Genomic DNA, 20,654 nt, shown 5'->3' on the forward strand with positions numbered 1-20,654 from the left:
CTAGATTTATGGCCATTACTTCTAAATAACTCAAATATACAGCATGAAGAGAAATTATATAGTAGCGTCAGCTTTGGGCTTACTGCTTTCTTGGCAAGCTACTGCGCAGCAAAGTTCCCTTGGAGAAAAATACGCCTCCACCATTAAGGTAAACGACTTAAGAGAATATTTGACCTATCTGGCCTCAGATGAATTAGAAGGCAGAGATACCGGAAAAAAAGGACAAAAACTAGCCGCCCAATACCTGGCGGATTTTTATAAGAAAAATGGTCTCGAAGGCCCGGTGGACGGCAGCTATATGCAGCCTTTTTCACTGGCAAGCATCACTTGGGGAGACATCGAACTTAAGATCGGAAAGCAAAACCTCCAAAACAATGAGGACTTTGTCTTTATCGGGGATGGCAATACCAAAAGGACAAGAACCGAGCTGGTATTTTTGGGATTGGCCAATGAAGAGAACCTTTCAAAAGTAGATATTGAGGGTAAGTTTGTAGGACTCTGGGCCATCGGTCAACGCGCCAATGAACTTATGGACAAAATCTGGGAAGCCGGAGCCAAAGGAATCATCGTGGTGACCATGGAAGGCCAGGCCAACTTTGACCGTCTTGCCAACCGCTATAAAACCCTCAGCGGAACAGGCCGTTTGGGCTTTGAAAAAACTACCGAGCAAAAGCCTGTTTTCTTGGTAAGCTCAGAAAAAATGGCCGAATTGTTCGGCAAATCTGTGGAAGAGCTAAAAGAAGCTGCCAAAAATAATCCCGAAAGCATCCCGTCCCAAAAAGCCCGATTCAAAATCGAAAAGAATAAAGAAATGGTCGGCACAGAAAACGTGATGGGCTACCTGGAAGGAACCGACAAAAAAGAGGAAGTCCTGGTAATTTCCTCCCACTATGACCATGTGGGCATCAACAGCAAAGGGGAAATCAACAATGGAGCTGATGATGATGGCTCCGGCACCGTTTCTGTCATGGAGATTGCCCAGGCCTTTGCCGCCGCGGCCAAGGAGGGTCACCGCCCAAGAAGATCGGTACTGTTCTTGAATGTAACCGGTGAAGAAAAGGGACTTTTGGGCTCTGAATATTATACCGACAACCCTATTTTCCCGCTGAAAAACACCGTAAACAACCTGAACATTGACATGGTTGGTAGAATAGGTTACGAATACCAGGACAAAGAAAACCAGGACTATGTCTATGTTATCGGATCGGAAATGCTTTCCTCCCAGCTCAAAACCATCATTGAGTACAATAACATCACCCATACTGATTTGATCCTGGACTATAAATACGATGCGCCAGATGATCCTAACAGGTTTTATTACCGTTCTGACCACTACAATTTTGCCAAGCATAATATCCCGGTAGCCTTCTTCTTCAATGGAGTACACGATGATTATCATCAGCCATCAGACACCGTTGATAAGATTAAATTCGAATTGATGGAAAAAAGGGCAAAACTGATTTTCCACACGGCCTGGGACCTGGCCAACAGGGAACACAGAACCCCTGTGGACGGCAGCAACGATCGAGGTGATCGATAATAGCATGGAAAGAAAGTAGAAAGCTTAAAGGCCTAATTTCAAAAGTAAAAAACCGCAGCAAAGAAAATGCTGCGGTTTTTTATATTAAACATGATTTACTTCAGATATAAACCCTACACGGATTTTTCCAAGTATTCATGTCCTGTAAGGGAGTCAGAGACTCAACGTTAGCCAGCACAAGGTCTACCCACATTTTTCTTTCTTCTTGGCTCTTTTCTCTATCTAGATACTTGACACCTACTACTCGATGCTCCCTTACCGTTTACCTCCTTTTTTCTTCATTTGGTTTCTATTCTTCTTGGCTTTGCTGTTCTTATTGCCCCTGGGCTTTTTCTTGTCCGGATTATAGTGGGGATTTGGGGTTTTTCTGGCTTTCTTTTCATGAAAAGCCCCTTTGAAGTCAGGATCCTCCTTCTTTTTCTGACCATCTATTTCACGGGCATAAGCCTGTTTTTCTGCAAAAGGAGTATCTGTCACTTTCACTTCTTCAGGAATAGGGTTTTCCTGAACCTCCATCCGGATGATCTCCTCTATCCTATTGAAATGGTATTCTTCCGCCGGATTGATAAAGGTAAATGCTTCCCCCTCGTTTTCTGCCCTGCCGGTTCTTCCCACACGGTGAACATAATCCTCATAAATCAGCGGCACATCAAAGTTGACCACATGGCTGACCATACTGATATCCAGTCCTCTGGAGGCCACGTCGGTAGCCACCAAGATCCGCACCTCCCCTGATTTGAAATCCTCCACGGAATTGATCCGCGTGTTTTGGCCTTTATTGGCATGAATCACCCGGATTTCCCCGTGCTTCCTTCTTTCCAGGTATTGGTAAACCGCCTCGGCGTTTTTTCTTGATTTGGTAAAGACGATCACCCGCTTGATGGCCTCATCCTTGAGCAGATGATCCAGCAGGTTGATTTTGGTCTTGATATTGGGAACAAAATACTTGGACTGGGCCACCGTATCAGCAGTAGTGGCCTGAAGCGCTATTTCTATCCTCTCGGGAAATTCCAGAAATTCGTGGGAAATTCGTTCTACTCTTTCAGAGAAAGTGGCAGAAAACAGCATATTCTGCCTTTTGACAGGAATGACTTCCAGTATGGAACGGATCTGCGGCATAAAACCCATATCCATCATTTTATCCGCCTCATCCATCACCATGGTTTTGATATTCCGCACAAAAAGCTCTCCCTTGCTGTAAATATCCATCAATCGGCCCGGCGTGGCCACCACGATATCCACTCCTTCCTGGAGTTTTTCAATCTGCGCTGTCGGACCAATGCCCCCATAAAGACACACGTACCTCAGATCCGTGTACTTGCCCAGTTCAATGATGGCTTTTTCGATCTGCATGACCAACTCCCGTGTAGGGGCGAGCACCAAGGCCCTTGGATGCATTCCCTGGGCATATTTGGTCTTCATCAAAAGCGGCAAAACATAAGCCGCGGTTTTCCCCGTCCCGGTTTGGGCAATGCCCAATATGTCACTTCCTGCCAAAGCCAAGGGAATGGCCTTCTCCTGAATCGGAGTCGGCTTGCTATATCCCGCCTCTTTGATGGCTTCCAAAAGCTGTTTGTTTAATTTAAAATTTTCAAAAGACTGCGGGCTATCAGACATGATTTATTAATTTTAGCTTCAAATTCAATCTAGGACACTCCTAACTAATACCAATCAAACACAGCTATGACGAAGCGTATATTGATCACAGATGCAAATATAGTAAATGAGGGCAAGATTATCCGGGGAGACGTTTACCTGAAAGAAGGACTTATTTTTTCCGTCGGTGGAAACTTGAAGGATTTTGAGGCGGATATTACCATTGATGCAAAGGGCAAATATTTACTTCCCGGGCTAATTGACGATCAGGTACACTTCCGTGAACCTGGACTTACCCACAAAGCTGAGATCTATACCGAGGCCAAAGCTGCCGTGGCGGGAGGCATTACTTCCTTTATGGAAATGCCCAATACTGTGCCCCAGTCCACTACTTTGGAGCTTTTGGAAGAAAAATACCAAATCGCTTCCGAAAAGTCCCTCGCCAACTATTCCTTTTACTTGGGCGCCACCAACGACAACATCGACGAACTTCTGAAAGCCGACCCCAACAACATCTGTGGGATCAAGGTTTTCCAGGGCTCCTCCACTGGAAACATGCTGGTGGACAACCAAGAAACCTTGGAAAATATTTTTAAAAAGTGCAAAATGCTCATTGCCACGCACAGTGAAAATGATGACATCATCAAAGCCAACCTTACCAAATACCAAGAAGAATACGGAGAAGACATACCGGTAAAGTTCCACCCCAAGATCCGCTCCGCCGAAGCCTGCTATGACGCCTCCAAAAGGGTGGTAGACCTGGCAAGAAAGCATGGCACCAAGCTTCACATCCTCCATATCAGCACGGGCAAAGAAGTGACCCTGTTTGACAATTCCCTTCCCCTGGAAGAGAAAAGGATCACTGCCGAGGCCTGTGTTCACCACCTTTGGTTTTCAGAAGAGGATTATGATGAAAAGGGAACCCTTATCAAATGGAATCCTGCCGTCAAAACAGCCACCGACCGGGATGAAATCCTGGCGGGGGTACTGGACGACCATATTGACGTAATCGCTACGGACCACGCACCTCATACCTTAGAAGAAAAGGACAATGTATACACCAAGGCCCCTTCGGGAGGCCCTTTGGTACAACACAACCTGGTAGCGCTCTTGGAGATGTACCATCAGAACAAAATCAGCCTGGAGCAAATCGTACAGAAGACCAGCCACAATGTTGCCATCCTTTTTGAAATCGAAAAAAGAGGCTATATCAGGCCGGGCTACCATGCAGACCTGGTCTTGGTGGACCTGGACTCCCCATGGGAAGTAACGAGAGAAAACGTTCTTTCCAAGTGCGGGTGGTCCCCCTTTGAAGGGCAGACTTTCCAGTCAAAAGTCACGCACACAATTGTTTCCGGACACTTGGCGTACGAAAACGACACATTCCATGAGGAACAAAAAGGACAACGCTTAAAATTTTCTAGAAAATAATCCCTTCAGGCTATTGTTTAGAAAAAAACAGTGTATTACCTTTGCAATCCAATCAGGAAGAAGACCTGATAAAGACATATAAAATGGTGGTTGTAGCTCAGCTGGTTAGAGCGCTGGTTTGTGGCACCAGAGGTCGTCGGTTCGAACCCGATCTTCCACCCGAAACCCCTCATTCTTGAGGGGTTTTTGCTTTTTAGACCTGACAAAAGGAACTATTATGGCATGTATTTTGTCAGACACATTAAATAATCAAAAATTGCACAGTAATGTTTACATTATTTAAACCAGCCCCTACCTTTCCAAAGGTTAAAACCGTCAATCTGAAGCACATTCAGATGTATATGGCAAAATTCGAGGAGTCTCTCAAGAATTTTGATGAAGTCCAAAAAGAGAATATTAACACAATGATAAGATAATTCAAAAAAGGTCATGAAATCATGACCTTTATTTTTTGCCCTATTATTTTTCTTTTAAGAGTATTGGAGTATTTTTATTGTGACACTGAAACCACAAAACAAAACTTCATGAGCTACATCCATTTCGACAAGACGGAATTGATTAACCTTAATTATTCCCTCGAAAAAGAGACTATCCGATCAAACCGCTCAGGATGCTACACGAGTACAACTATCATTGGATGTAACACGAGAAAGTATCATGGCTTACTGGTCGCTCCGCAACCACAAATCGACTCCCAGCTTCATGTGCTGCTATCAACAGTGCACGAAACTGTCATTCAGAGAGGCGCCAGCTTTAACCTTGGCATCGCCAAGTACCCCGGCAACTATTCCCCCAGAGGCCACAAGTACCTGGAGGACTATAGTTCAGAGCCCATCCCCAACCTTATGTATAGGGTAGGTGGTGTGGTTTTGCAAAAAGAGATCATTCTGGACACCACCGTGGACCGCATGATGATCAAATACACCCTGCTGGATGCCCACTCCCCTACAAAACTGAGGATAAGTCCTTTTTTAGCCTTCCGCGGCTACCATTCATTGTCAAAAGCCAACACCTTTGTGAACAAAAAATTCTTGAAGGTCCCCAACGGTGTTCAATTCAAACTTTACGAAGCTTATTCCCCCCTCTCCCTTCAACTTTCCAAAGAGAATGAATTCGTGGCCGTTCCCGACTGGTACTATGGCATTGAGTACATCAGGGAAAAAGAACGGGGCTATGACTATCAGGAAGATTTATATGTTCCGGGATTTTTTGAATTTGATATTGAAAAAGGAGAATCCGTTATTTTTTCAGCAGGCCTGAAGGAAGCTGACCCCAACCTCCTGAGAGACGCCTTTGACGGAGAACTCAAAAGAAGGATTCCCAGAGACAATTTTGAAAACTGCCTGAAGAACTCTGCGGGACAGTTTATCTACCGCCGAGGAGAAGAGGCCAGAGTCATCGCCGGATACCCATGGTTTGGATGGTGGGGCAGGGACACATTTATTGCCTTGCCTGGGCTTACCCTTACCCTCGGACAAACGCAGGCCTTTTTGGACGTCATGAAAACCATGTCCAAAGACATCAAAGGACCATTGTTCCCCAATGTGGGCAGCGGCGTGGAAGCCAACATGAATTCCCTGGATGCCCCCTTATGGTATTTCTGGGCCTGGCAACAATACGAAAAATATACGGGAGACCGTCAAACCATTATAGACAACTACCTTCCTATACTCAAAGGAATAATTGAGGGCCTGGCAGAAGGCACCGCTTTTAACATACAAGTCCAAGAAGACGGACTGCTTTTTGGCGGGGAAAAAGGAATCGCCCTTACCTGGATGGATGCTGTTACCTCCGACGGCCCGGTCACCCCAAGAATGGGCTGCCCTGTAGAGATCAATGCCCTTTGGTACAACGCCCTGTGCTACTACCATGAGCTAAGCGGGGAAGATTTCGCCCAGGAACTGGCAGAAAAAGTCAAACTGGCTTTTGTCAAAGAATTTTGGGACAAGAAAAAAGGCTATTTGGCCGACGTGGTCAACAATGGCTCCAAAGACTGGTCAGTAAGGCCCAACATGGTTTTTGCCACCTCGTTACCCTTTAGCCCTTTAAGCGACACCAAAAAGGCTAAAGTACTGGAGGTAATCAAAGTAAGCTTACTAACTACACGCGGATTAAGAACTTTGGCCCCGGATGATCCTTCCTATAAAGGGTACTATCAGGGCAATCAATATCAAAGAGACATTGCCTATCACCAAGGTACCGTCTGGCCTTGGCTCTTGGGCCATTTTGTCGAAGGCTACCTAAAAATACACGGTAAGGCCGGAAAGAACATGGTCCAAAAACTCATCGAAGGTTTTGATGACACCATGTCCCAATATGGGGTCGGAACCATTGCCGAGATATACGACGGTGACCCGCCTCACCGCCCCAAAGGGGCCATCTCCCAAGCCTGGAGCGTGGGAGAACTACTTAGAATGATGCGTATAGTTAGTGAATATTAAAACCAGATTTTTTATGAAAGTATTAATGTTTGGATGGGAATTTCCACCGCATATCTCCGGTGGATTGGGAACGGCCTGTTATGGGCTCTTGAAAGGAATGTCACATTTTGATCATGAAATCATTTTTGTGGTCCCAAAACTCTGGGGGGACGAGGACCCACTGGCTGACTTTGTCAGTGCAAGTGACGTAGAAATAGATTATAGGGAAAAACGCTTCAAAGAGATCTGGAAAAACCTCACCTACCTGGAAGTAAGTAGTTTCCTCATCCCCTATCTGGGACCCGAGGAATACGAACGTTTCACTGACAAAGCGCTTCATGACCGTACCGACGTGGATGAAAGCATCTTTTCCAACCGGTTTTCATTTAGCGGAAAATACGGCAAGGACCTGATCATGGAAGTCTCCAGATACGCACTGGTCGCTGGTCAAATTGCCAAAAACAAAGAACACGACATCATACACGCACACGACTGGCTGTCCTTCCCTGCTGGAATTGCCGCAAAGCAAATCAGCGGAAAACCACTGGTAGTGCACGTGCATGCCACCGAATTTGACCGCTCAGGAGAAAATGTCAACCAGCGGGTTTATGAAATAGAAAAATCCGGAATGGAGGCGGCCGATAAAATCATCGCCGTAAGCCATCTGACCAAACGCACCATTGTCACCAAATATGGAATCCCCGAAAGCAAGGTTTCGGTCATCCATAATGCCGTGCTGGACGTTAGCATCATCAAAAGCAATGCGCAAAAAAAGGTTCCGGAAAAAATTGTCACTTTCCTTGGCAGGATTACCTTCCAAAAAGGCCCGGAATACTTTATTGAAGCCGCCAACAAAGTACTCAAGAAAGACAATAATGTGCGGTTTGTGATGGCCGGATCCGGAGATTTACTTAATCGTATGATCGATCGGGTTGCCGAACTCCGAATCGCCACCAAGTTTCACTTTACCGGATTCCTCAAAGGAAAAGACGTCGACCAGATGTTTGCCATCAGCGATGTCTACGTCATGCCTTCCGTATCGGAACCTTTTGGCATTTCACCACTGGAGGCCGTAAGACACGACACCCCTGTGATCATCTCAAAGCAATCCGGGGTAGCCGAAGTACTGACCAATGCCATCAAAATAGATTTTTGGGATATCGACGCCATGGCCGACTCCATATTTGCACTGTTGCACTATCAGGGCATCTCCAATATGTTCAGAAGTTGTGGCACCGAAGAACTCAAAAAAATGAAATGGGAACACGTAGCTGAAAAAATCTTCGCCCTATATGATCAAACCTTAACCGTAACTAGTCCATGAGAACCATCTGTTTTTATTTCCAAGTACACCAACCGTACAGACTGAAACCCTACCGTTTCTTTGACATTGGCGAAGACCATTATTATTGGGATGATTTTGCCAATAAAACCATCATGAGAAAAGTAGCCGAAAAATGCTACCTTCCCATGAACCATCTTTTGCTGGAGCTTATCCATAAATACGAAGGAAAATTCAAAGTAAGCTTTTCCCTTTCAGGTACTTTTATGGACCAAATGGAAGAATTCGCCCCGGACGTTTTGGAAAGTTTCCAAAAACTTGTGGATACTGGCCATGCCGAACTCCTAAACGAAACCTATGCGCATGCCCTAGCTGCCCTGAAAAGCAAAGAGGAATTCCATGATATGGTGCGCAAGCAACAGGAAAAAATCAAACGCCTTTTTAACGGCTACACGCCCAAAGTATTCAGGAACACCGAGTTGATCTACTCTGACCAAATTGGTGAAATGGTAGCAGAACTAGGATATAAAGCCATCCTTACTGAAGGAGCCAAACACATCTTGGGGTGGAAAAGCCCTAACTACGTGTACTGTAATGCCATCGAGCCCAAATTAAAGGTCTTGCTGAAAAACTTCCGTTTGAGTGATGATATTGCCTTCCGATTTGGAGAAAAAGCCTGGGCCGACTGGCCGTTGACCACGGACAAATTCGTCAACTGGATCAACCAGATCCCTCAAGAGGAGGAAGTCATCAACCTGTTTATGGATTACGAGACCTTTGGCGAGCACCAATGGGCCGAAAGCGGTATTTTTGAGTTTATGCGCCACCTGCCAGAGGCTGTGTTCCAGCACTCAAATTACACCTTCTCTACCCCATCTGAAGTGGCAGAAAACCTGGCCCCAGTGGGTAAAATCCATGTACCTGTACCGATTTCATGGGCTGATGAAGAACGGGACCTGACCGCATGGCTTGGCAATGACCTGCAGGATGAAGCCTTTGACCGGCTCTACGAACTGGAGCCCTTGGTAAAACAGTCCAAAGATCCTCAGATACAAAAAGACTGGAAATACCTGCAGACCAGTGACCACTTCTACTATATGTGTACCAAGTTCTTCTCGGACGGGGACATTCACGCCTATTTCAGCCCCTATGAAAGCCCTTATGAGGCCTTTATCAACTTTATGAATGTGCTGAGCGACTTTATGCTCCGACTGAAAAAAGAACAGGAAACGCTATTGGCGGAAAACTAATAACCTAAAAGCAAACAGGTCCGGGACAAAACCCGGACCTGTGTTTTTGAGTGGTTCTCTAATACTCGAGGAAGCAACCTTCAGCTGCTGGTCTGGATTTCGCAAATTTTCGATGATGAAATTCCGATAATCTATTTTCTGGGCTTATCTGCGCCATCTGTGGGCAATTATCATTGATTAAGTTAACGGCTGTGGTCCAGTTGTCGGGGCAGGTCCTTCAAATTGGGTAAATTCGTTTTCGATTACAATCAGTTCATCTAAATTTGATTTTGTGCCATTTGCTGTAGGCTAAAAATTGGAATACAACTTCCTTCTGGAATCAGCCCCCTTAAAACAGTGCCTGAACTGGATCGTGTATACAGGAAAAAGAATATTGGGTTGAATTGCTCCTTATCGCTTTTGAACTTTCTGTCAGATCTCCTAGATGAAAGCCATTTAGAAAATCATAAAGCCTGAATAAAGAAAATAAGCAATACGTTAGGTGATACTATTATAACTGGAACAAAACTCTCGGATATAATAAGAAAGTTATTTAAAAAGAACGAAAGGGCAGACCAAAGTCTGACTATGCTACAAGGTTCTGCTCCTGTCCCGGTTCACAAGGAATACATTGAAAAAGTTCAACGATAGTTAGATAAAGAGCCACTCACATTTTATAAGGAGCAGGCCCAAAAGTATTTGAACTAACTATTTCAATCTCCTCTCTAACACCTATCACAAAACAGTAATTGAACAATGCCAAAGGCACTATTATTATGTTTGATAATCCAAACTATCTACTGTCCATTCAAAAGACAAAAATAAAGGGAAAGGGTTACCCCTATGACATCCCTTCCCTGTCTTCATTAAAAGAGCTATTTTTTGACGGTCCAGTTACTTTCTTTACAGGAGAAAACGGGAGTGGAAAATCCACCTTATTGGAAGCAATTGCCATTGGAATGGGACTTAATCCGGAAGGCGGAAGCAAACACTTTCACTTTGCCACAGAAGAAACACATAGTCACCTACATGAGGACTTAAAAATGATTCGAGGCATCAAAAGACCCAGGGACAGTTACTTTCTGAGAGCAGAATCCTTTTATAATGTAGCTTCAGAGATAGATAGAATCGGTGACAACATTCATCTGGCATATGGTAATCAGTCACTGCATACTAAGTCACATGGAGAATCCTTCATGACCCTATTGGAAAAAAGGCTGCTTGGAAAAGGGTTTTATCTTTTTGATGAAATTGAATCCGGCATTAGCCCATCCAGGCAGATGGAAGCTTTGACACACATCCACCGTTTGGTAAAAAACAGTTCCCAATTTATCATATCAACCCATTCTCCTATTCTTTTGTCTTACCCTAATGCCGATATTTATGATTTTTCAGATAAAGGTATCCGAAAAATCAATTTTGAAGAAACTGATCCCTTTAGAGTGACCAAGGACTTCCTTAACAATTACCAACACATGCAAAAAATACTATTTGAATAGGCATTAAGGACATTTATCCAAATACTCCTTTATAACACTGAACCCCAATGCTTCAGATAGAAACAGAATTGAAAATGTAACCCTGGATGAGAAAAAATCATTGGGAAGCAATTACTGTACTCCAATGAAAAATCCGAGACCCCAAAAATATTGATCTGGATAATATTTCTTTCCTATTTTTGAAGATGATAAAAGCGGTAACCTTTAACCACCTTTCACCTACAATCAGTGGTCCTCATTTGATGGCCACAATGGCTCCTCTGAAATATATCTTCAGAAGTATTAATAACAAGTGGGATAAATTTGCTCCCGTCTTTGTTTCAATAAGCTAATGGAAGATAGAATCTATCTCAAAGGAAACTTTCCTTGACCTACAAAATCTCCTCCTAACAAATCAAAAAAGGCGGCCCCAATAATGATACAACAAATCATTTATGGGACCACCTTTTTCTCTAGCCTATCTCCACATTTTCCACATTCTTAAAGTAAACCTGCTTATCAGCGTCCAGGTCCACCAAGACGGCGGAATCATTTTTGATATAGCCGCTCAAAATCTCTTTGGACAGCTCATTCAGGATCAGCCGTTGCATGATGCGCTTCAGAGGCCTGGCCCCAAACTGTGGATCAAAGCCGACCTCGCCCAGATAATCCAACACCTCTTTGGTCGCGGAGATCTCTATACCGGAATCCTCCAACCTCTGCTGGATTTCCTTCCACTGGATATCCACGATCTTCCGGATAATCTGCCTGTTTAAGGGCTCGAACATAACGGTTTCATCGATCCTGTTGAGGAACTCGGGCCGAACAGACTTCTTCAGCAATTCGAAAACCTCCCGCTTGGTATCCTCCATCACCTGCTCCTTGTTCCAGTCCTCGATTTCCATAAAGCGCTCCTGGATCAAGTGGGAACCGATATTGGTGGTCAGGATTATGATGGTGTTCTTGAAATTGGCCAGCCTGCCCTTATTATCGGTCAATCGCCCATCATCCAACACCTGGAGCAGGATATTGAACACATCGGGATGGGCCTTTTCGATCTCATCAAGCAAAATCACTGAATAAGGCTTTCTTCTGACTGCTTCTGTCAGCTGACCGCCTTCATCATACCCCACATAGCCCGGAGGCGCCCCCACCAGCCTGCTCACGGCATGCCTTTCCTGATACTCGGACATATCTATCCGCACCATGGCATTTTCGTCATTGAAGAGGTATTCGGCCAGCGCCTTGGCCAGCTCAGTCTTACCGACTCCGGTAGTCCCCATAAAGATAAAAGAACCTATGGGGCGCTTGGGATCCTGCAAGCCTGCCCGGCTTCTTCTGACCGCATCCGATAGCGCTGCAATGGCCTCTTTTTGCCCAGCGACCCGCTTACTTAGCTCATCCTCCAAATGCAACAGCTTTTCCCGTTCGCTTTGGATCATTCTGGACACCGGAATCCCTGTCCACTTGGCCACTACCGCCGCGACATCCTCTGCATCCACTTCTTCCTTTAGCAAGGGAGACCCCGCCTGCATTTCCGCCAGTTGCTGTTTAAAGGATTCCAGCTTTTTCTCACTGTCCGTAATTTTACCGTAACGAATCTCTGCCACCTTACCGAAATCCCCTGCACGTTCTGCCTGATCAGCTTCCTGCTTGAATTTATCGATGTTTTCTTTTTCACGCTGGATACCGGTAATCACCGCTTTTTCGCTCTCCCATTTGGCTTTGACCGCTTGCCTCTTCTCTGAGAGTTCTGCAATCTCTTTACTCAACACGGTTTCCTTATCCTTGTTTTTCTCCCGGCGTATGGCTTCCCTTTCGATCTCCAGCTGCATGATCCTTCGGTTCAGCTCATCCAGTTCCTGTGGCAAGGAATCAATTTCCATTCTCAATTTGGCGGCCGCCTCATCCATCAGGTCAATGGCCTTGTCCGGCAGGAAGCGGTCCGAAATATAACGCTGGGAAAGTTCCACCGCGGAAATCACCGCATCGTCCTTGATCCGCACCCCATGGTGCAGCTCGTACTTGTCCTTGATACCCCTTAGAATGGAAATGGCATCCGGCACATCCGGTTCATCCACCATCACAGCCTGGAACCTTCTTTCCAGCGCCTTGTCCTTCTCCACATATTTTTGGTATTCCTTCAGAGTCGTCGCCCCGATGGCATGCAGCTCACCCCGTGCCAAAGCAGGTTTCAACAGGTTGGCCGCATCCATGGCACCTTCTCCCCCACCTCCTGCACCGATCAGGGTGTGGATTTCATCGATAAACAGGATAATCTCCCCGTCCGAATCGGTCACTTCTTTGATTACAGCCTTCAATCTTTCCTCAAATTCCCCCTTGTACTTTGCTCCTGCTACCAGCAGCCCCATATCGAGGGAAATCAAGGTTTTCGATTTGAGGTTTTCGGGCACATCCCCGCTGACAATCCGTTGGGCTAACCCCTCCACAATCGCTGTCTTACCAACCCCAGGCTCACCCAAAAGAATCGGATTGTTTTTTGTCCTTCTTGCCAAAATCTGCAACACCCGCCTGATTTCTTCATCTCGGCCTATCACCGGATCAATCTTCCCTTTCTTGGCCAGCTCGTTTAGGTTTTTGGAATACTTTTCCAAGGACCTGTATTTAGCTTCTGCATTTTGATCGGTGACCTTATCCCCTTTTCTCAATTCTTTGATGGCCTCTATTAGGGTCTTCTCCGTCACTCCTTGATCCTTGAGCAACTGGGCCGTCTTATCACTTCCCGCAAGTATCCCCAGCAACAGGTGCTCAATAGCCACAAACTCATCCCCAAATGTCTTCAAGTAACCTTTTGCCTTGGTCAATACTTGGTTCCCCGCATTGGATAGATAGGGCTGCTGGCCACTTACTTTGGGATACGATTGGATAGTTTCATCCAGTTTTTGGACCACCATTTTTTGATTGACACCCAGTTTTTTAAAAACGAAGTCCACCACACTCTCGTCCTCGGACAAGATTCCTTTTAATAAATGAGCCGGCTCTATGGCTTGTTGCTGCTCTGCCATGCACAGCTCAGCTGCTTTTTGAACAGCTTCCTGTGATTTGATGGTAAATTGCTTAAAATCCATTTTATATCTGTCTTGTTTTCTCTTTACTTATTGAGTGCATCTGCACTCGGAAATACCTTTATCAAAACCAGCACCAATCCCGGAATTGTCTGTTTTTCGGAAAAAATGTCCGAAAAAACCAATAAAAATCATCAAATAACGTCTTTTTGACAGCAAAAAACCTAAAAACAACCCAAGATCGGACTCTCCTCCTTTAATAAAGGAACCTTCCAAACTACCTGAATTTTATGGACCATCTTTTAAATCCCCCTCCGCTCCACCCTCCTCTTATGCCCGTCCTACTCAATCTATCAGACCGAGGATTTAACAATCCCACAAATTCCCTACCTTTGCATTATGAAAACGGGTGAGAAAAAGGATATAAGAAAATTAAGCCTGGAAGAGCTTCAGGAATTCTTTCTTTCTGTGGGCGAAAAGAAGTTCAGGGCAAAGCAGGTTTACGAATGGCTATGGAACAAGTCGTTGAAAAATTTTGACGACATGACCAATATTTCCCTTTCCACCCGGGAAATGCTGAAAGAACATTTTACCATCAACCACATCAAAGTGGATCTGATGCAACACTCCACGGACGGCACGATTAAAAATGCCGTTAAACTTTTTGACGATAAAATTGTGGAGTCGGTCCTGATCCCTACCACAAAGCGGATCACAGCCTGCGTATCCTCACAGGTAGGCTGTAGCCTTGACTGTAATTTTTGCGCGACAGCCAGACTGAAGAGAATGCGGAACCTCAACCCGGACGAGATTTATGACCAGGTGGTGGCCATCAAGGAAGAAGCGGAGACCTATTTTCAACGGCCGCTGACCAATATCGTCTTTATGGGCATGGGAGAACCTTTGCTCAATTACGCCAATGTAATAGAAGCCATTGATAAGATCACTTCCCCGGAAGGATTGGGAATGGCCCCCCGAAGGATCACACTTTCTACCGTGGGCATCCCCAAACTGATCAAAAAAATGGCGGACGACGAAGTCAAATTTAACCTGGCCATTTCTCTTCATTCTGCCATCAATGAAACGCGAAGCAGATTGATGCCCATCAATGACAAAAGCCCTTTGGAGGAGCTGGCCGAGTCGCTAAAATACTGGTACCATAAAACCAAAAGGAAAGTCACTTACGAATACGTCATTTGGGATGGAGTAAATGACAACGAAGAGCATGCCAGAGCATTGGCAAAATTTTGCAAACATATCCCTTCCAAGGTCAACATCATCCAATACAACCCCATCGATGAAGGCGAATTTAGACAGGCTTCCCCGGAAGCTGTTGATATGTACGTTAGGGTCCTAGAGTCTTATGGCATCATTGCCAAAGTCAGAAAATCCAGAGGACAGGACATTGACGCCGCCTGCGGGCAATTGGCCAATAAAAACGAAGTAGCGGAAATATAATTGCAATAGCCCGGTCAATAAACCAACCTAAGTCCCTCTTATTCCGTTGCTTACATTATACAGAATGAACTGCTGTTTTTAACTTTCAAAATGCAAAGCTGTTCTCTGTATTCGTTTTTACCGAAGACCTAACCAAACTTTTGATATATGAAAAAACTATTCTTACTCATGGTATTGGTGCTGGGATATCCCTCGCACATGCACAGGAAAAAGGGGACATCAGGCTACAGCTAGGTGGTGAATTTGGTTTTGACTCAGAGTTTTTCGGAATCAACTTTGGTGGCGAATATTTCATCATTGATAAAATTTCGGCAGCTCCCAATTTCACTATTTTCTTTCCTGAATTTGGCAATGCCAGTACCCTGAACGTAGACGGCAGGTACTATTTTACACAAGATATCCTGCAATGGTACGGACTGGTAGGTTTTACAAATAACTGGTTTTCTTTTGACTCCTCCGTTGGCAAAGTCACTTCAAGCCAGGCAGGGGCAAATGTCGGTGCAGGCGGTGTCTTAAAATTCCAGGACAATTGGGCCTTCAACCCCGAGCTCAAATACCAGCTTCAAAGTGGCGGCCAGGCCGTCATTAGGGTCACGGTCGTATATTTCCTTCCACATTAATAAAAAGAGCCCTTTAAAGGGCTCTTTTTATTGTTTTTGGTTGGACCATTCTTCTAAAGCTTCCCGAACGGAGCCATACTTTAAGAGCAATTCTTTAGCAGCTGTCTCTCCCAGTCCCGTCGCATCCTCAATCATCCTTGTTCCCCGCTCCACCAGTTTTTGATTCGACAGCTGCATATTGACCATTTTATTCCCGCGCACTTTTCCCAGTTTGATCATCACAGAGGTGGAAATCATGTTCAACACCAATTTCTGGGCCGTGCCGGACTTCATCCGGGTGCTTCCTGTCACAAACTCAGGCCCTACCACCACTTCGATAGGACACTCCACTTCTGCCGCAAGGGGAGAACCTTCATTACAGGTTACACAGCCTGTCAACAAGCCCTTCTCTCTGGCCGCTTTAACTCCTCCTATCACATAAGGAGTCGTTCCGGAAGCAGCAATCCCTATCACGGTATCCAACTCCTGAACACCGTTGGCTTTTAAATCTTGCCACGCTTGATCAGGATCGTCTTCTGCATTTTCAACCGCTTTTCTGATAGCGGTATCTCCCCCCGCAATCAACCCTATCACCATATCATGAGACACGCCATAAGTCGGGGGACACTCAGAGGCATCCAAAATCCCCAACCGGCCGCTTGTCCCGGCTCCAATATAAAAAAGCCTTCCTCCCTTTTCCATCCGGGAAACAATCTGCTCAATCAATCTTTCGATGGAAGGGATCACCTTACCCACCGCTTCGGGCACCGTTCGGTCTTCCCGGTTGATATTGGTGAGAAGTTGCGAGACGCTCATCTCCTCTAGATTATCGTAATTTGAACTGCTCTCTGTTGTTTTCATGGTTGATTTTTATGATATAACGTCAATCCCGCAATCGGGCTTTCCAAAATCAGATGTACAGCGATCCCCAAGTCAGCCGCGGACTTTCTAAGGATATCACTGTTATAAAAAGCCACGGAACCCACAAAATTGACTTTCTTGCTTTCGTAATCCTTGTACTTCATTACATGCTTTTTAAAAAAATCCTGAAAACTATTGTAAAAAAGCATGTAGCAATAAGGCTCCCGAATATGGTCGGTCACAAACCGGCAAAAGCTTGCCATGTATCTTCCCGGGAAGGGCTTCTGATAGACATTTTCTTGGATGGTCTGTATATCTAACTGAAAACGCTCCAGCACTTTTTCCCTTATGGGAGCCGGCATTTCATCGTGAATAAAGTCCTTTAAGAACTTCTTACCAATATAGGAACCTCCTCCCTCGTCGCCCAAAATAAAACCAGGTGAAGGCCGGGAATCAATTATTCTCACGCCGTCATAATCACAGCTGTTCGAACCCGTCCCTAAAATACAAACAATCCCCGGATCAAAGCCCGAAGTTGCTCGTGCCGCCGCCAAAAGGTCATGATCTACATAGATATCCGCCTTATGAAATATTTGCTGAAGTGCTTTACTAACGCTGTTTTTATTTCTATCACTTGAACAGCCTGCCCCATAAAAATAGATGGACTCCACCTCTTCCTTAAGATTTAAAAGGAACTCATTATTGAGCTCACTGGCCATCTCTTCAGGGCTTTGATAATACGGATTAAAGCCCACACCCCGAAACTGAGAAATCTTCCCCTCTTGGTCAATCCCTCTCCAATCTGTCTTACTCGATCCGCTATCCGCTATTAATCTCATGTTCTTTACAACAAGTGTCCTATGGCCTCAAATTTAGTAAAAACGTTCTCCGTATGCGGGGCATCTGGCAGTTCATCGGTCAAGTCCTGTCCCGCCCAGTGTTCATAATGCTTTCCATTCTTCCAAAGCTTCGAAGCGCTCACATCATAAATCACCCCTTTATAAGCCACCCAGATCTCCGGTTTGTCCTGACCGTTGCGCAGCGCCAGTTGCTGCCGTGTAAATGTGCGCATGGTCAATAGAGCTTCAGTTGGGCATTGACCCACCTTTCAGGAATTTCTCCCCTTTGGGCCGTCTGATAATCCTGATAGCTGCATGGGATGATGGTGCCCCTCTCAAACTTCTCCTTCCCGGTCTGGGGAATTTCCATCCACCATTTCTCACTTAGCTTGCTTTTATAGAAAATAATGGTCGATGGCTTGGAATCCAGGGAGACCGTATATTTTGTGTAATCGTTACTCCTGAAAGAGAGGCTATCCTTCCGGTGATAAAACCCTTCGATGAAATACCAGATCATCGTGGCAATGACAGAAGCCGTTTTGTACCTTTTGTCATCATAAGAAGGCTGGTAACCGTAGAGCCCAATCGAACTGAGCTTTTCATTCATCCCCGCAAACCAGCATACCTGACAAGCTTCCTCCGCGGTAAGTCCAAAGGGCTGGGCATCTGAAGCCCCGGGGGCGTCAGCAGATTGAATGGCACAGATATCGAAGCTCAGTAGATCAGCATTCCGGATCAGTGGCTCTATCTCCTTGAAATTATCCCTCAGCTGGCCAAGTCTTACATGGTCAAAATACAATTTTTCCATGACATTCACCAGATCACGATCCGTCAAAAAACTTTGGTAAGCAAGCTGTGTGTAGTTAAAAAGAAAATTGGGCTGATGCAAAATGATATCCTGGGAATGGATTTCATAGGGAGCCCCCTCATCTTCCATATCTATCTTAGCGTCCACTGTCAGCATACTGACCAGTTTTTTCATGCCTTCATAAGACAAGTACTGCCCAAAATCCAGGTCATGGGTCCCCCCGATATAGATGGGCAAAATCTGATGCCTCATCAGCTCTTCCCCTACGCTTTGAATCCTCAGGTAAGTCTCTTTCAGGTCCACGCCGCTCCTGAGGTTGCCCAAATCAGCCACCTTATAATGGGACTGCCCTTTCTTTAACTGATAGAGTTTGGCCCGCACCTCATTGGCAGCCTGATCTACAGAAACACCATCTTCCATCCCCCTTGCTTCCTCCAATCCGATCAGGGCAATCTGTATACCCGATAAATCAGGAAAAAGCTCTCCATGGTAATTGATATGCCGGAAGAACGAGTTATGTGCATATTTTTTCTGTGTGATATGCTCTGAAACCGGATCAAAGAATAGTTTAAAGTCCATAGATATATCAGTGGCTGCTTAAATTATTGACATTGCGGGTGAATAGTTTTTTCGAATAGACGGAAACATTCCTTCACGATGGAAAAACCGTCAATTGACTATCAAAAATAATCAAAAAAATGGAGGGTAATAAAAAAGTCCTGCATTTGCAGGACTCTTTCCGTTTAACCACCGAAGTCGTCAAATCTAATATTTTCTTTAGGAACTCCCATATCATCCAACAGTTTCAAAACTGCGGAGTTCATCAAAGGAGGCCCACACAGGTAGTATTCTACTTCATCCGGCTCTGGATGGTTTTTCAAATAATTATCGTAGAGCACTTGGTGAATAAAGCCAACGTAGCCGTCTCCCTCTCTGTCTTCCAAGGACTTCTTGATTTTCCAATTATCCTCAGGAAGCGGCTCGGACAAGCCTATGTTGAAGCTAAAATTAGGGAAGTCCTTTTCAATATCCCTGAAGTGAGGCACATAGAACAACTCCTTCTTGGACCGGCCACCATACCAGTAAGAAACTTTTCTATCCGTTTTCTCGGTATGGAAGAGGTGGAAGATATGCGATCTCAATGGAGCCATACCGGCACCACCACCGATATAAATCATTTCTCTTTGGGTAGGATTGATATGGAACTCACCATAAGGACCGGAAATGGTCACCTTGTCCCCTGGCTTACGTGAGAACACATAAGAAGAACATACTCCAGGATTCACATCCATCCATTTGTTATTAGCTCTGTCCCATGGCGGGGTAGCAATACGGATCGTCAACATGATGATGTTACCTTCCGCAGGGTGATTGGCCATAGAGTAAGCTCTAAACAGCTCTTCATCATTCTTCATCACCAAATCCCACAAGCCGAATTTATCCCAATCACTTTGGTACACATCACCTGGGTGGTTAAGCTCAGGATGCGGAGTGATGTCCATATCCTTGAAGTTAACAGTAATCGCAGGAACATCAATTTGTATATATCCTCCCGATTCAAAATCCAATGTTTCTCCTTGCGGCAACTTCACCTTGAATTCTTTGATAAAGGTAGATACGTTGTAGTTGGAGAGCACTTCACACTCCCACTTCTTGATACCAAAGATTTCTTCAGGAATACGGATTTTCATATCCTGCTTCACCTTCACCTGACAGGAAAGTCTTACATTACCCTGCTGCTCGGACCTGCTCAAGTGACCTACCTCTGTAGGAAGCACTTCTCCGCCACCTTCTTCCACAGTACACTTACACATGGCACAAGTACCACCGCCACCACAGGCAGAAGGAAGGAAGATCTTTTGGTTACCCAAAGTAGCCAGCAATGAAGAACCTGCCGAAGTAACAACAGGGTTGGATTCATCACCATTGATGATAATTTTCACATCCCCTGATGCCACCAGTTTGGACTGGGCAAACAGCAGTATGAAAACAAGTAGCAAAATAATCAAAGTAAATGCTACAATAGAAGTAATAATTACTGAACTCATTTAATAATGCTTTTTCTAGTTCTCTTTCAGTATATCGGC

Annotated in this window: 15 protein-coding genes and 1 tRNA gene; 9 read left to right on the plus strand and 7 right to left on the minus strand. The window is 45.1% G+C overall.

All coding sequences use genetic code 11. From position 1 onward, the window contains the following. Positions 1–43: 43 nt before the first annotated feature. Positions 44–1,540, plus strand: a complete 1,497-nt coding sequence (locus tag ACYVAA_RS00655) for a zinc-binding metallopeptidase family protein (RefSeq protein WP_460538065.1) — start codon at positions 44–46, stop codon at positions 1,538–1,540. A 255-nt stretch (positions 1,541–1,795) separates the two neighbouring features. Here ACYVAA_RS00655 and ACYVAA_RS00660 read toward each other — a convergent pair whose 3' ends face one another. Beyond that, entirely contained in the window at positions 1,796–3,157 is a 1,362-nt protein-coding gene (locus tag ACYVAA_RS00660) for a DEAD/DEAH box helicase (protein WP_460538066.1), read from the minus strand. Positions 3,158–3,223: 66 nt separating this feature from the next. On the opposite strand from ACYVAA_RS00660, the gene ACYVAA_RS00665 reads away from it, so the two are divergent. The 6 genes from ACYVAA_RS00665 to ACYVAA_RS00690 all read left to right on the plus strand — a co-directional run bounded on the left by ACYVAA_RS00665 (position 3,224) and on the right by ACYVAA_RS00690 (position 10,997). Further along, entirely contained in the window at positions 3,224–4,567 is a 1,344-nt protein-coding gene (locus ACYVAA_RS00665; RefSeq protein ID WP_460538067.1) for a dihydroorotase, read from the plus strand. Positions 4,568–4,652: 85 nt separating this feature from the next. Beyond that, positions 4,653–4,728 (plus strand) — tRNA-His (locus ACYVAA_RS00670). 363 nt (positions 4,729–5,091) lie between these two features. Next, positions 5,092–7,008, plus strand: coding sequence for an amylo-alpha-1,6-glucosidase (locus ACYVAA_RS00675; RefSeq protein WP_460538068.1), 1,917 nt, complete (start codon positions 5,092–5,094; stop codon positions 7,006–7,008). 13 nt (positions 7,009–7,021) lie between these two features. After that, positions 7,022–8,311, plus strand: a complete 1,290-nt coding sequence (locus ACYVAA_RS00680) for a glycosyltransferase family 4 protein (RefSeq protein ID WP_460538069.1) — start codon at positions 7,022–7,024, stop codon at positions 8,309–8,311. After that, entirely contained in the window at positions 8,308–9,519 is a 1,212-nt protein-coding gene (locus ACYVAA_RS00685; protein WP_460538070.1) for a glycoside hydrolase family 57 protein, read from the plus strand. Before ACYVAA_RS00680 ends, ACYVAA_RS00685 begins: the two co-directional genes overlap by 4 nt. Positions 9,520–10,274: 755 nt before the next feature. Next, a complete protein-coding gene (locus ACYVAA_RS00690; RefSeq protein WP_460538071.1) occupies positions 10,275–10,997 on the plus strand; it encodes an AAA family ATPase in 723 nt (240 codons plus the stop codon). Positions 10,998–11,449: 452 nt separating this feature from the next. Here the strand turns inward: ACYVAA_RS00690 and clpB are convergent, their stop codons facing one another. Beyond that, positions 11,450–14,065 (minus strand): ATP-dependent Clp protease ATP-binding subunit, encoded by a 2,616-nt coding sequence (gene clpB / locus ACYVAA_RS00695; RefSeq protein WP_460538072.1) that lies wholly within the window; start codon positions 14,063–14,065, stop codon positions 11,450–11,452. A gap of 336 nt (positions 14,066–14,401) precedes the next feature. On the opposite strand from clpB, the gene rlmN reads away from it, so the two are divergent. Continuing rightward, entirely contained in the window at positions 14,402–15,460 is a 1,059-nt protein-coding gene (gene rlmN / locus ACYVAA_RS00700) for a 23S rRNA (adenine(2503)-C(2))-methyltransferase RlmN (RefSeq protein ID WP_460538073.1), read from the plus strand. A 140-nt stretch (positions 15,461–15,600) separates the two neighbouring features. Then, complete coding sequence (locus ACYVAA_RS00705) at positions 15,601–16,080, plus strand: hypothetical protein (protein ID WP_460538074.1); 480 nt, start codon at positions 15,601–15,603, stop codon at positions 16,078–16,080. Between the two features lie 27 nt (positions 16,081–16,107). Here the strand turns inward: ACYVAA_RS00705 and murQ are convergent, their stop codons facing one another. The 5 genes from murQ to nqrF all read right to left on the minus strand — a co-directional run bounded on the left by murQ (position 16,108) and on the right by nqrF (position 20,615). After that, the gene (gene murQ / locus ACYVAA_RS00710) at positions 16,108–16,920 is read right to left on the minus strand and encodes an N-acetylmuramic acid 6-phosphate etherase (RefSeq protein WP_460538075.1); all 813 of its coding nucleotides are present in this window, start codon (positions 16,918–16,920) and stop codon (positions 16,108–16,110) included. Continuing rightward, entirely contained in the window at positions 16,917–17,759 is an 843-nt protein-coding gene (locus tag ACYVAA_RS00715) for an N-acetylglucosamine kinase (protein WP_460538076.1), read from the minus strand. Before ACYVAA_RS00715 ends, murQ begins: the two co-directional genes overlap by 4 nt. Positions 17,760–17,764: 5 nt before the next feature. Next, entirely contained in the window at positions 17,765–17,992 is a 228-nt protein-coding gene (locus ACYVAA_RS00720) for a cytochrome b5-like heme/steroid binding domain-containing protein (protein WP_460538077.1), read from the minus strand. A gap of 2 nt (positions 17,993–17,994) precedes the next feature. Further along, on the minus strand, positions 17,995–19,146 hold the full coding sequence (locus ACYVAA_RS00725; RefSeq protein ID WP_460538078.1) for a formimidoylglutamase: 1,152 nt from the start codon (positions 19,144–19,146) through the stop codon (positions 17,995–17,997). Between the two features lie 164 nt (positions 19,147–19,310). Further along, a complete protein-coding gene (gene nqrF, locus ACYVAA_RS00730) occupies positions 19,311–20,615 on the minus strand; it encodes an NADH:ubiquinone reductase (Na(+)-transporting) subunit F (RefSeq protein WP_460538079.1) in 1,305 nt (434 codons plus the stop codon). Positions 20,616–20,654: the final 39 nt, after the last annotated feature.

Source organism: Echinicola sediminis (assembly GCF_054777495.1).

What these genes read in the sequence shown, in the direction of transcription:
- ACYVAA_RS00655 (WP_460538065.1), top strand. Translation starts at nt 44, where the DNA reads ATGAAGAGAAATTATATAGTAGCGTCAGCTTTGGGCTTACTGCTTTCT.
- ACYVAA_RS00660 (WP_460538066.1), bottom strand. Translation starts at nt 3,157, where the DNA reads ATGTCTGATAGCCCGCAGTCTTTTGAAAATTTTAAATTAAACAAACAG.
- ACYVAA_RS00665 (WP_460538067.1), top strand. Translation starts at nt 3,224, where the DNA reads ATGACGAAGCGTATATTGATCACAGATGCAAATATAGTAAATGAGGGC.
- ACYVAA_RS00675 (WP_460538068.1), top strand. Translation starts at nt 5,092, where the DNA reads ATGAGCTACATCCATTTCGACAAGACGGAATTGATTAACCTTAATTAT.
- ACYVAA_RS00680 (WP_460538069.1), top strand. Translation starts at nt 7,022, where the DNA reads ATGAAAGTATTAATGTTTGGATGGGAATTTCCACCGCATATCTCCGGT.
- ACYVAA_RS00685 (WP_460538070.1), top strand. Translation starts at nt 8,308, where the DNA reads ATGAGAACCATCTGTTTTTATTTCCAAGTACACCAACCGTACAGACTG.
- ACYVAA_RS00690 (WP_460538071.1), top strand. Translation starts at nt 10,275, where the DNA reads ATGTTTGATAATCCAAACTATCTACTGTCCATTCAAAAGACAAAAATA.
- clpB (WP_460538072.1), bottom strand. Translation starts at nt 14,065, where the DNA reads ATGGATTTTAAGCAATTTACCATCAAATCACAGGAAGCTGTTCAAAAA.
- rlmN (WP_460538073.1), top strand. Translation starts at nt 14,402, where the DNA reads ATGAAAACGGGTGAGAAAAAGGATATAAGAAAATTAAGCCTGGAAGAG.
- murQ (WP_460538075.1), bottom strand. Translation starts at nt 16,920, where the DNA reads ATGAAAACAACAGAGAGCAGTTCAAATTACGATAATCTAGAGGAGATG.
- ACYVAA_RS00715 (WP_460538076.1), bottom strand. Translation starts at nt 17,759, where the DNA reads ATGAGATTAATAGCGGATAGCGGATCGAGTAAGACAGATTGGAGAGGG.
- ACYVAA_RS00720 (WP_460538077.1), bottom strand. Translation starts at nt 17,992, where the DNA reads ATGCGCACATTTACACGGCAGCAACTGGCGCTGCGCAACGGTCAGGAC.
- ACYVAA_RS00725 (WP_460538078.1), bottom strand. Translation starts at nt 19,146, where the DNA reads ATGGACTTTAAACTATTCTTTGATCCGGTTTCAGAGCATATCACACAG.
- nqrF (WP_460538079.1), bottom strand. Translation starts at nt 20,615, where the DNA reads ATGAGTTCAGTAATTATTACTTCTATTGTAGCATTTACTTTGATTATT.